This is a genomic window from Niabella aquatica (genome assembly GCF_054779315.1).
In genome coordinates, this window is the sequence record NZ_BAAGYM010000028.1 from 276312 (window position 1) to 289751 (window position 13440).

The window sequence follows — 13440 nt, forward strand, 5'->3', positions numbered from 1 at the left end:
AATTGCCGCACAGCCCGGAAAATAACAGCACGATAAAGGCTAATAGTTGTTTTTTCATATTTCAATCATTTTTAAGTTGTTTCCCAAAAATAGGTTCGCAGAAAGGCTAAAAGGCGGATTTTAAGATATTTGTATTTCAATTTTAGATATTTCTTACAACGAAAGCACCTGTAATTATCCCTGAATCTGGAAATTCAGTTGCAAAGAGCCGTTTACGAATAAGTCAAATATCACTGGGTGATACTCCGAAATTCTTTTTAAAAGAGGAACTGAAATAGGCTACGGTTGAAAAACCGCATTTCTCACTAATTTCAAGAACAGTGTGCCTCCTGCCCTTCAGAAGTTCGAGCGCATGGTTGAGCCTGGCAGCTTTTATAAATTCGGACGGGGACTGATCTGTGAGGGCTTTGATCTTTTTGTATAATAACGACGGACTCACCAACATCGCCTTGGCAAACTCATCTTTCCCGAAATCTAAGTTATCCAGGTTATTATACACCATCTCAAGCGCTTTTTTTACGAACAGGTCATTGTGCTCATTTTCAAGGATTTTACTTTCATCAGTTCTGTTTATCATACGCAGGGCTTTGTCCCGTACTATTTTTCTATTGATAATGATAGTTTTAATTCTTTGAATAAGCAGGCTGATATCGAATGGTTTACTCAGATAATCATCAGCACCTAACCCCAGTCCGTATAATTCATCCTGTTTTTCCGAAAGAGCGGTTAATAGTATAATAGGGATATGAGAGGTTTCATAAGTCGCTTTCATGGTTTTGCATAACTCATGGCCATCCATGTTTTCCATCATGATGTCGGATATTACAAGATCGGGGAGTTGCTTTTTTATGATTTTCCACGCCTCCTCGCCGTTTTCGGCTTCAATTATCTCAAACTCATTCTCCAAAGACATCTTAATAAACCTTCTTAAATGCTCATTGTCTTCTACTACCAGCACACGCAATGCTTTCTCCGTGTCAGTTTTACCTGCACGCACTTTACCGGTAACCTGTTTATCTTTCACTTTTTCCAGTAAATATTCTTGCTTCACTTCCTTATAAACATTACCAACTGTCTTGAAAGGAATTTCTATTGTGAATGTGGAACCCGCTCCTTCTTCACTTACAAAAGAGATTTTGCCGTCGTGCATGCCAACATAGCTTTTAGCTAACAACAAGCCAATACCTGAACCCACGATCCGGGAATTAATAGCATTCTCGCTCCGGTAAAACTCTTTGAACAATTTTTTTTGAGCAAGCTTATTAATACCAATGCCTACATCTGAAACGCTCAGGCTCCATTGTTGGGACGTTGCATTAAAAATAACGTCTATAGAAGTATTATTTGTTGAATATTTTATCGCATTGGAGAGCAGATTGTCTATCACTTTCTCTATCATGCTCTCATCCACCGCGGTACAATATTCCGCTATGTTATTTTTGAAAATAATCTTATTGCTTTTAGCGTCTGCCAATGATTGAAACATGTAAACACGCTGCGAGATCAGTTTCACAATATCTGTCATTTTTAAGGCAATTACTTCTCTGCCTATATCAACCTTTTGAAAATCAAGAAGTTGAGTTGCAACCATTGAAAGCCTGTTCACCTGCTCTTTAGCCATGCTTAAATATTCAATCCCATTGGAAGAAAGTTCATTTTCCCTGCTCAGCTCATCAATCGGACCTTTTACCAAAGTCAATGAGTTCCTGATATCATGTGCTGTGTTGGTAAAAAATTTCAATTTATCCTCTGCATGTTGATGTTTTAACCGGTTTATATAAGTACTCAAACTAAAATAAATACCAGAAAGAACACACAAAACTACCAGCAACAAGAACCACCAGGTTCTCCAGAAAGGGGGCGTAATAGTAAAAAGAATACTGTGCTCTGCTATAATTTCAGACAACGAACTATTATATAAGCGTAGTTTTAATTCAAAAAAACCCGATGGAAGATTTGTGTATGTTAATAAATTATTGCCGGTAGGTTGGCTCCAGTCTTTGTCAAACCCTTCCAGTTTCCAGCTAAATTTCGACCCCGATATGGCACTGCCTAAAGGAATCAGATCTACAGTAAAATTGTTCTGATCAAAATTCAACTTTATGTTCCGGATATCCTGAATGGGCACTTTCAAAAAGCTGTCTTTAAAATTCCTGATCGAAATTCCTGATACTGTAATATCATTTACAAAAATCCTGGCTTTGGATTTTACAGGAAAAATGCTATCAGGACTAAATATAAAAGCACCTTTATTGGATCCGAAAACAATATTACCGTCTTTAAGAACCGTTATTGCTTTCCTGTTAAAAGCAATATTTGACAGCGCAGGTATACCGGAAAGTGTAGTAACCGATTTATTCGCAGGATTAAATTTACAGATCCCGTTTTCTGTGCCCAGCCAAATATAACCCTCTGATAAACATCCGCTGTTTATGTAGTCAGATGGCAGGCCATTCGCAACCGTAAACTGATCTGTCTTTTTGCTTTTTAGGTTATAGCTCAAAAGACCATCACCAATGGTCATTAAGTATATCTTATCGCCTTTTACAACAATATCCTGGAATAAATGCCCTTCCAGGTGCTTTTGGTTGGTGCCTGTTTTCTTATTAAGAATTACTAAAGCATCAGATGTTGCGAGCAGCAATTCATTAGCATTTATTTGTGCAAAAGCAAACATGGCCTGGTACGAATATGTACGAAACTTCTGCTCTTTCTCAACATAACAAAATATCTCTCCAAGCCCGCCTATCCAAATATCACCTTCACTATCTTTAAAAATATCAAAAACAAAATTATTGGCAGGAGCATCACTGTTACTTTTTTTAAAATAATGATTAAGCTCTCTGCCGGAAGCGGCATCAATTACATAAACCCCCGAGGAGTAGGTACCTGCCCAAATATGCCCGTTATTGTCTTCGCATAAAGAAAGAAAAGCAACAGCGCGTCCTGTTTCATTGTTTTGAAGATAAGTTTTCCAACGGTTTGTTTGAGGTTCCCATGAACTAAGGCCGTTGTTAGTAGCAAACCATAATTTACCATTTTTATCTTCTAAAACCCTGTTTATACTGTTATTAACCAAAGAATTTTTATTTCCTGCCTGGTGCCGGATCTGCTCTATCCCCCGGTTTTGCACATCATAATAGGAAAGACCGCCTGTAAATGTGCATATCCATACCCGGTTTTCCGCATCTTTGTATATATCATACACTCCGTTTCCCTGCAGCGAATTCGGGTTATCGATATCTTCTTTGAGAACACTTAATACCTTATCGCCATTTTTTGATAATTCCCATACACCGCCTCCGTCAATGCCAACCAAACACGTAGAGTCAGTGTTGGGCGTTATGGCCAATATGGGCTGTTTAGGAAATGAAGGAACAGGTATGCTATAGAAAGATCTTGCCGAAAAATTGTAGAAATATAACCCGCTGGAAAAGGTACCCATCCATAACTTATTCGATGACGGATCAAAAAAAAGCTTAGAAGCTTCTACCTGAAAAGAAGCGGGGAAATGATGGAGAACGTTTACTTTATGAGACCGGATATCTAGTGTTCCCAGTATACGGGGCGTAACAAAAATAAGCTCATTGCTGTTTTTATAGGTGATGTTGAAAACACTGGCTGCTTCCGGATACACTTTACTAAGTTTTCCATTATACCTGAACAGACCTGTAAACGTAGCAATCCACAAACTATTGTTTTTTCCAACCAAAACATTCGTGATACCATAAAAGTCCTGGTTGATCGTTTTAGGAATATTTACTAAAAGATCAAACCGGTTCATAATAGTATTATACTTAAAAATCTGACCGTTATTCGTATAGGCATAGAGCCGGCTATCATCAAATACCAATTTGGTCCAAATAATATTGGGGCTCTCTAACGGAAGCCTGTAAATATCATAACTATTGTGTTTTAACCTGACAATCCCGGTTTTAGAAGAAGCCCATATAAATCCTTCGTCATCCGAGCATACAGATGCCGCTTCCCGCAAATTAAGGCCATGCGTTTCTGAAACATTGTATATTTTAACTTCTGCAGAAAGTAATTGAAATACAGCTGATAAAATAAAATAAAATACAAAACATGCCCGCAATAATCCCCATTTCATTCTACAAGATAAGGAATGATAAAGAAATGTTAACAACAAACGTCCGGTCAGGTAGACAACAGTTTCTGAATATAGCATTTTGTCAAAAGCGATATTTATGAATCAATTCTACAAATCTAAACGATAATTGTTATTTTGACAATATACCGTAGCGATACATCAGTATTATCTGATTCCATTAAAAATATATTACCGGCCAGACGCGGTTCCGGCATATTTTACAAATTGCAATCAACAGGTTGTTTATAACGGCCCAGCTGCAATTCTGCTATGCTAAGTATGATCTCCACCGGTTATCCACCGGTTAGAATGGAAGTGAGCTTAATGATTTACTACGTGTCATTCCTGCAGCGCAGGCCACGGTCTCGCTTAAAAATCCCAGGAAAATGGCACAAATTATTATAGCCATAATCCAGCGCAACAGATTCAATATCACGCTGGATTGCACTATTATTCATCTGCGCTTTTAAGGCAGATCATGCGAATGAATAACTGGTTATTTTCGGTGCAATTTTGAGTAACTAATAAGGATTATTCTACAGTAACATCTGCACGGCAGTACCCACTGCCCTTTCCGGCGTCAACGTTTTTTTAGCCAACGTCGTAAAACCTGGAGACCAGTCCACCGTGCCAATGACAATCGCATTAAGGTTCGTAATCATCGCAGTTTTTTTACCGGCTACAATTTCAATATCACGCTGCAACAACCCGGTCACTTTAAATACAACACTTCTTCGCCGCATCTACATACATAGAAGCTGTTGCTGTATTGATAACGATCGGAAAAACCTTCCCGGTGTTCTTTTCAGCTACAAAGCTTTGTGCACAGGCTGATAAAAAACTGTAACAGCAGACCACCGGGTTAAAAAAATTTTTATCATATCAAACACTATCCGGTTAAAAACAACATATCATTGCTACAACTATTACAGTTCTAACTTAACAGATACCATACTGTTAGGAGACATACGTAATTTTAGGGACCGCCTATCATTACTAATATAGTAGTCTTTGCTGGTCATATTATTTACAGCATTGGTTTCTACTGCCGAAGCTTTTGAAATATTTTTAGGAGATGCGAGGTCAACAATTACAGCGCTCTCGCTTCTATTGGTCAGTACAATAGTATAATCATTCGTTCCGGCGTAAGCTGTTGCCAGCACTGAACTTGCAGACGGGGCAGTAATAGCAATACGGGTTCTGCCGGTGGCATATTTTGCATAATGCGAAATAATATAGCCGCGCTTGGTAATTGCTCCGTTAGCTACTGTATAATAATCGGCGGGGTTAGCAGCATCCCTGTCTTCCCCCATAAAGCCATAGTAGCGCTTGAGGTACCAATAAATATAAGCGTTGAAATTATTGATCATACAATCGTGGATCTCCTCGGCCAGCGTTGTTTTTAACGAAGGGAGCCATAACCAGTCGTACCCGCTGCTGGTTTCATTAAATAAATGTTCCGTCATCCAAACCTCTTTATTATGCTGCCTTGCCAAAGGATAATCAGCTACGGTTGTTCTGAAGTTAAAGCCATACAGGTGTGTAGCTACTATATCAAAATTGTTTACCGCAGTGGCATCATTTAAAAGTGCATCGGTGTAAGATTTATTGAATTGTACAGTTTCACCGGCAATCAGCTTTGCCCCTACATTTTTTCCCTCCTGCTTTACAAAGTCGAGCATTTGCTGCGGGGTGTAAGAGCAACCATCATAACTCACTTTATAATCGGGCTCGTTTTGAACAGATACAGCATAAATATTCACACCCTGGCTTTTATAATAATCTACGTAAGATTTCATATGTGCAGCAAAGGCGGCATAATTTGCAGGCAAGAGGTACTCACCATTTGTATTGCCATTTGTATTAACTGATTTAAGGTTCGTTGGAGGAGTCCATGGAGAGGCAAACAGGATCGCCCCAAGCTCCTGCGCCCTTTTAGCAACGGCTACTTCGCGGCTCCAACCGGACGAATTGGGATAGAGCATTAACCTGCCTATATTGAGCCCCAATCCATCAGCACCGTATAATTTTTCTATATCCTGAACAGATAACTGGGTGTTGCCCGTCCAGGAAGCATTGATCATACCACCAAAGCCGGTAACTTTCTGGTATTTGGTATCCGGATTTAAAGTGTATTTATCGCTGGCAGAAAGTGCTGATTGGCTAATCGTCATTTTTTCTTCTTTCCCTGTAGCAAGATCTTTAATAACGATTTCCTGGCTGCGCGGTTGTTCGGTAAGATTGGCTTTTAACCGCACGTATACACTACCCGATATTGCTTTCTGCTCTTTCTGCCCACCTGTACTAACTGAAAAACCGGTAACAAAACCATCAGCAGCAGTAGAAAGCTGCCACAGGGTTTGCGACCATCTTACTCCCACTGATATGCTATCCTGATCGGCACGTGCGATTGCAGTAGTGTTTGAAAATTTAGCATAGGTTTCTCCGCCAGACTGACCGGGGTTATCATTTTTGCTACACCCCATCGCTAAAAACGCCAGCGCTATATATATGGTTAAAAACATTATTTTAATCTGTGTAATCATATGATGATTTTATGTACTTTATTAATCGTTTGGCTATTGCCTTTTAATAAATTATTGAATGCAGCTGCCACTTATTATAAGGCACTTATTTCGTCTTATTTTATTACAAAACCTCCACGAGGTTGTATGGTGAGCTGTAATTCTCCGTTCTTTTTTACCCCGACATCAACCTTAAAGGTTTGTCCGTTTTTATTATCGTTATAAATTGATACTTTTTTACCAGCCAGCATGGGCAATTTTAATTTGACAACTTTTGCTTCCTTTTCGGCATTCACACCAGCCACAAACCATTGATCTCCATTCTTTCGGGCGATAACTGCATACTTACCGGGATAGCCATCTATATATTGTGTTTCCTCCCAGGTAGTGGGCACCTGTTTCATAAAATCAATTGCAAAAGCAGGAGCATCAGTCAGGTTATTAGGAGTAAGTGCAAACATTTGCACAACATTCTGGAACAGTATGGACGTGGCTAACTGAAAGCCGTCTGTAGTAAGGCGTTTGTTTCGCCCTTCGTTAGACTTTACAAGGTATTTATTCAGAAAAACCCCGCCAAATTCCATACTGGCCACTGTATTACGTATGAAGGGGTGCAGCGTGGCATTAAATGCTTCTGCATCGCGAACACCCTGCGAAAAAATGAGCATCTCTGATGCAACAACCGCTTCGGCCCCCACAAAATTGGGATACATCCTTTCCCAGCCTCTTGGCAAAGTACAACCATGAAAAACGATCATCAAACCAAAGTCGTTCGCATCAGAAAGAATATCTTCGTAAAGTCGCATGGTTTCCTGCTTGTCACCTCCAAAGAAATCAACCTTTAGTCCTTTTACACCTGCTTCCCGCAGCCATTTCATTTCCTTTTTACGCTCGATAGCGGTATTCATTTTATTTTTAGGCCCTTGCGGCGCATCGTTAAAAGCACCATTGGAATTATACCACAGGAAAACGTCTACCTTTTTGGAATGTGCATACTGTATCAGCTCTGTCATTTTCTCTTTGCCTATGTTCGTATCCCAAAGCGCATCTATCAAAATATACTCATAACCCATAGCAGCTGCCAGGTCTATGTATTTTACCTGGTCATTGTAGTTCATGCTGTTATCCTGCCACACAATCCAGCTCCAGGTAGAGCGGCCAAACTTATACGCCTGCGAAGGCTCATATAAAGGTTCTACTACATCAAAAGGAATTGTGGTTTCAACAACCGGTTTTAATGTTTCGCCAACGGTAATAGTACGCCAGGGTGTGACGCCAGGAAGGCTGATGGCCGCGCCCGTACTTCCAAATCCGTTATTTTGTGCCGCACCCGGAAATGCTATGGTATATAATCCATCCGCCGAAGGGTCGCCTAAATGAGAAGCGCAGTACTGGCTTGTTACCCCTGTTTCAGAAACCAGCACCCAACCATCGTCGCCTACATGAAATAAACCAGGAAACACATATCCTTCTTTATTGTGCGTACCTTTGCCCAACGGCGCATCCGCTTCGTAACCACTTTCGTAGCTGGGAGCAGTGCGTGCAAAACCTGTCATAGAAGTCATCATACCCGAAAGAAAGGTAGTGGTATGCGCAGGAAATTTAAATCCTGTAGCTTCTTTTTCCACTACACAGCTTTGACGTTCACCCCATACAGGCAGTTCATAACGAAATGCTATATCATTATTACTTACCTGGAACAAGATGTTTATCTTTTTTTGCTGTGAATTTTGAAAAGTGCAGGTTAGCGTGTTGGCTATATAATGGTTGTTGGCATTTTTGATTTTTTGCTGCGTATATTTTTTATCAACTGAGCCGTCTTTGCTGTTTACCAGCTTCATTCCTTCTGTGAAGCTACCCTCGTTGGTAGTTAATCCCAAAGGTGAATTCAGCAGCATGGTTTTGCCTTTATAGGTTACTTTGTATACCGGCCTGCCGCCATTTTCTGACACTACTAACTTTAATTGCTTATCAGGACTATATACTGAAATATCCTGTGCATTTAACAAAAAGCTGCAAAGCAGCAAAGAAAAAAAGGGAAAAAACCTGGTAATCATCATAAAAAAATTATATTTATATATGCACTTTACTTATCTGCATTATTCCACCTCAATAAACCCTGCCCCGCGCGTACCAATAACAAAGTGAAAGACAATGTGCAGGTAATTGTTTGGACTATTATTTTCAATTTTTTCGGTTGCAAAAATCCTCAGCACTAATTCTTATAGTGCCGAGGGTTTGAAGAATAAGAAGTTTAGTTGATATCAATAAATGTATCTTCTAATACCCGAGCTGCTATTTTGCTTTTGCAGTAAGCGCTTCAACCACGGCCTGATAGCTCATTTTTCTAATCCACCGTACATTCCAAAGTCCAAGCGGTTGGTTGGCCAGCCATGCGGCTCCGGATGCCCTATCCTGCGGACTCCAAAATGTGATGCCATAACGCTGGGCAGCTGGTATCAATTCAAAGTATTTTTCAACTACATATTTATACATTTCAGCCTGAGCCTGTAGTTGCGCCTTTGTGGCTGCCGAAGTAGTAACACCATCCAGGCTAACATACAACTCAGAAATCCTTATTAATTTCTGGGTTGCAGCTAATATGCTAAAATGCTCCGCAATACTGGCTTTGTCTGTTGAAATACTTATGTGCATTTGAGTAGAAATACCATCCACAGCGGCACCCTGGCTTTCAATATTTTGTACATACCCAACCAGGCCCCGGCATTTGGCCAGATTGCTTTCCAACCCATAATCACTTATAAAAAGTTTATCACCGGTATTCACATGCTGCTTTGCATATTGAAAAGCTTTTACCGCATAATTATAACCCATATAATCCTGCCAGTAGAAATCGGTGGCGGCGATGCTTTTACCAATACCTGTTTTCAACTGAGTAGGATTAATATCATCCATTGGATCTTTAACCACTTCCCATGATTTTACAACCGATTTGCAGGTATCTATTACACCGGAAATAAAACGGTTCAGCTCTGCAGAAATAATAGTATTCTTTTCTTCAGCAGCTTTTTCCGCGTTCCACGAAATAATAATGTTATCAATATAATAATTACCAGAGCCGGTACCAGAGCCCACAACAAGGGTAAAACTGGTCAGTTCTTTTTCAGCCGGGGTCAGGTTCATGTTTGCCACGGGCAATATTATTTTACCGCCGGCTAACCACGAATTATCGGGCGCGCCAAAGCTGGAAGGAGACCCATAAACAGTTACAGCCCTGTCATTAACAGCCATCCTCATACCACTACCATACAAGCCGCAGCATCCCTGTGCTAAAATATCCAACACCACCTGCGAACAATTTCCCAATTTGATTCCGGCAGGAAGGGTAACCGGAATTTTTGGGAAAGACTGGCTGGCCGGAGTGGTTGAATTACCTATATGTAGCACTTTACTACCGCTTCCTTTAGGATCCAACTCAACTGTTGAAGTACTGTTTCCCGACATCGGATATACCTTACCAACAGCATCCTCTTCAAAATCAATTCTGGTAACCCCGCTGGCCCCCTTAATCAGGTTATTAAGATACGTGGCATTCTGAAGGGAGTGAGTAGTAAGCGGCTGACCATACACTCCCATATTTTTTCCCGCAGCGTATTTCATAAACGCCTGTACACTTGAAAGATTCAATTTGCCATCAGCCTGCACTACCGTACCATGCTTCATTTCTGTTTCCAGCACCAGTTCATCAAAGTTGCGACTGGCAACATCTACTATTGAACCATAGTTTATATAATCAGTAAGCGGTGTTAATATACCCAGCTTGAAACCAGGGTTAGCCGATTTATTAATTAAAGACTTTAAAGTAGGCAAAGCATCTAACTCTTCCTGTACTATCATGCTTTCCGGCTTATCCACTTCAAACTCCCGTGCCGGAAATTTGGCACAGCCACCCGCCGCCATAAGCGAAACAACCAGAAACAGGCCAGCGCCCAAATATATATTTTTATTAAATGTTTTCATTACTGTAATATTTTATTTTGTGACTGCGGGTTGAAATTCAGCCAATACAGCACGATCTCTGATCAGCAGCGTGTCCATCGTAGTTGAACTAAGTTTGCCTGTTGCCGATATCTGATAATTCAGGTACAGCACATCTGTTTTTTTACCATCCATAGTTTCTCCGTTTTCCACAAAAGAACCAGTACCGCTTGCAGTGATCCCTGATGTAACCGAACTAATGGAGCATGTACCCGAAGCATCGAAAGTGAGACGCAAAGTGCAAGGCACATTCACTCCTGCCTTATCCTTATAAATTATTGAAAAATTATTTGCCTGAAGTGATGCCGTAGATAATTTATTCAACTCATCATCTTTTCTATACTGTGCACGGCGCACCACAGCAGCAGTAGTAGCATCGGCAAATGTAATATTATCCTTTCCCCGGCGCAGGTATTTACCATGCCATTTATTTACATACTTGACACCATACAGTACATACTCTTTACCGGCCAGTATCGAATCTGCATTTTGAACGGAGTTCATCCTTAACGGAATTACATAGTAGCTTCTTAAAGCATTAGGATCTGCAAAAAAAGCATCTGTAAATTGTACCTGTACCCCGTTTAAAATACTTCCTTTTGGAATCGTCATTTTATCGGAAAGAAAAGTATAGTGTGTGGATGGCAGGAGGGTCATTTTGGCACCGCCGTAAGCATCATTAAAATATTTGTTCGCTAAAAGCGATTCATCCACCACATAGCCGATAGATACATTTGTTTTATTATCGCGTGTACCTCCTAAGGTCGCTTTAATTTCAATCTTATGCTGGTTATCCAGGGTGTTATCTATAAATTCCTCTTTGCCAAGCGTGAGTGTGCGTCCTACTGTTGGGTACGCAAAATATACAGCGGTATGATTATAATCAGACCAGTTAGTGTCGGCATTTTTATTACATGCCGTTAGCCAAACACCCATGGCTGCAATCATGTACAGATATGTTCTTTTTGTTTTCATGTTCTGTTTTTTTAAGCTTTGTATAAAACTGCTACCAGCCTTTATTTTGTGTGAGATTACTAAACTTTAATACTTCTGAAAGCGGGATCGGACCATAATACATATAATCCTGATAGGTTCTTTTTTCCACATCATTCAAAGGAGTGAAGGTCGCACCATTCACATCCATTCCACGTGCTGTTTCATTAATGTTCAGCTTCCAGCGGCGCAAATCCCAGAAACGAAAACTTTCAAAACTCAGTTCCAGGCGGCGTTCGTTACGAATTAACTCGCGCATTTTTACCTTATCGCTCTTACACTCTTCCAGGTAAGCATCTCCATTGGTAGTACCTACACCAGCACGGGTTCTGATAGCTTTTATAACATCATATGCAGAATAAGCATGGCTTCCGGTTCCGGTAGGGCCCCATGCCTCATTAGCGGCTTCAGCATAATTGAGGTACATTTCGGTATAGCGTATACGGGGTTCCAGGTGATTTTTATTTACGGTAGCTGCTGGATTTGGATTTACGTCCATGCGCAATCTTTTTTTCATGTAGTAGCCGGTACGTGTGGAAGTTTCTCTATGCAATAAACCGTCATCGGTAGTAGAGCTGCTTCCGGTGCGAACTACTGTATTATTTATACCTACTGCACTTCCATCGTATATGATATACCTGGCTAAGCGAGGATCCCTGTTTGCATAAGGGTTGCCGGCATTATAACCGCTATTGGCATTGGCAATAGGGTAACCATTAAGCATGGGGAAAGCATCTACTAAATTTTGCGTGGGATTCATCCTGCCCGAGCCAAACAGAGATGGAGGGAAATAGGTTGCTTCCTGATCGCTGGTGTTCGTTTGCAGGTTTTTGCTCCATATATATTCAGGAGGAAGAAGGCCATTGGACAGACTGCTCAATTCTGAATCGTTGGTATAATAAGTACCTCCGGTTGCAGGTAAGGCGCTGGCACCGCCTTTATGATCTATAATTGCAGCTGCAGCATCTGCTGCGATGTTCCAGCTATTACTGGCACCATCCAAAAAGCGCGGGCTGGCGGCCAGAAGCGCTACCCTGGCCCTGAACGATTTGGCTATTAAGCCATTGAATAAAGATCTTTTATCGTTCCCCATTACAAAATTATAAGCCTCCTTACGTTGCCCCTCTGGCAATTTGTTGAGTATGGTATGAAAACGAGCAGGGATGCTGCTTTCTGATGCTATATCTCCATATTCCACAGGCAAATAAGCTTCGGCACTATCCAAGTCTCTGTATATCATATTTACACACTCTTCAAAACTGGCACGGGGTACGTTGAAGTTGGAGCTGGCACTCACAAACTCTGTCAGTATAGGTACTCCTGCCAGCTTCCCGTCGGGAGTATAACCGCTATGATTCCTTAACAGGTAGTACATATACATGGCGCGCAGCCCAAAAGCCTCTCCCCTGAATTTCATATTATAAAATTCAGAGCGAACCGGGCTTTGTACATTCCAAACCACCTTATTGGAATTCTGCAAAAAGAGGTTCAGATACTCTATGGAACTATAGGCTGAGTTCCAAACGTTGAACGGATTGTTAGCGGATGTCCAGGAGCCTGTTGCCAACTGCAAAAAAGCATTATTTTTATCGTTAGTAACGGCATCGTCGGTTGCGTATTCGCTATTATCGTAGTAACTGGGAATAGCCACATAAGCACTTAAAACCAATCCACGTGCATAATCAATATCCTGATACATTGCATCAATTTGGGGAAGATTTGCGGCATCGGGGTCCAGCAACTTTTCACAACCTGCCAAAGCCGAAAAAGCGAAAAAAGCGGTTATTAATTTCCGGAATTTCATAATATCAA

The 13440-nt window shown here is 40.8% G+C and carries 7 protein-coding genes; all 7 read right to left on the reverse strand.

The genetic code is table 11. From position 1 onward, the window contains the following. Positions 1-223: 223 nt before the first annotated feature. Complete coding sequence (locus tag ACYVBM_RS18955; RefSeq protein WP_460687271.1) at positions 224-4111, reverse strand: hybrid sensor histidine kinase/response regulator transcription factor; 3888 nt, start codon at positions 4109-4111, stop codon at positions 224-226. Between the two features lie 536 nt (positions 4112-4647). Further along, positions 4648-4854 carry a hypothetical protein gene (locus ACYVBM_RS18960; RefSeq protein ID WP_460687272.1) on the reverse strand — a complete coding sequence of 69 codons (207 nt, stop codon included), beginning with the start codon at positions 4852-4854 and terminating at the stop codon, positions 4648-4650. Between the two features lie 183 nt (positions 4855-5037). Next, entirely contained in the window at positions 5038-6657 is a 1620-nt protein-coding gene (locus ACYVBM_RS18965) for a glycoside hydrolase (protein WP_460687273.1), read from the reverse strand. A gap of 95 nt (positions 6658-6752) precedes the next feature. Beyond that, positions 6753-8696 (reverse strand): glycoside hydrolase family 97 protein, encoded by a 1944-nt coding sequence (locus tag ACYVBM_RS18970; RefSeq protein WP_460687274.1) that lies wholly within the window; start codon positions 8694-8696, stop codon positions 6753-6755. A gap of 235 nt (positions 8697-8931) precedes the next feature. Beyond that, positions 8932-10617, reverse strand: coding sequence for an endo-1,4-beta-xylanase (locus ACYVBM_RS18975; protein ID WP_460687275.1), 1686 nt, complete (start codon positions 10615-10617; stop codon positions 8932-8934). A 12-nt stretch (positions 10618-10629) separates the two neighbouring features. Continuing rightward, positions 10630-11610, reverse strand: coding sequence for a DUF5627 domain-containing protein (locus ACYVBM_RS18980; protein WP_460687276.1), 981 nt, complete (start codon positions 11608-11610; stop codon positions 10630-10632). A 31-nt stretch (positions 11611-11641) separates the two neighbouring features. Continuing rightward, positions 11642-13432: a RagB/SusD family nutrient uptake outer membrane protein gene (locus ACYVBM_RS18985; protein WP_460687277.1), complete on the reverse strand. Its 1791-nt coding sequence runs from the start codon at positions 13430-13432 to the stop codon at positions 11642-11644. Between the last annotated feature and the right edge of the window lie 8 nt (positions 13433-13440).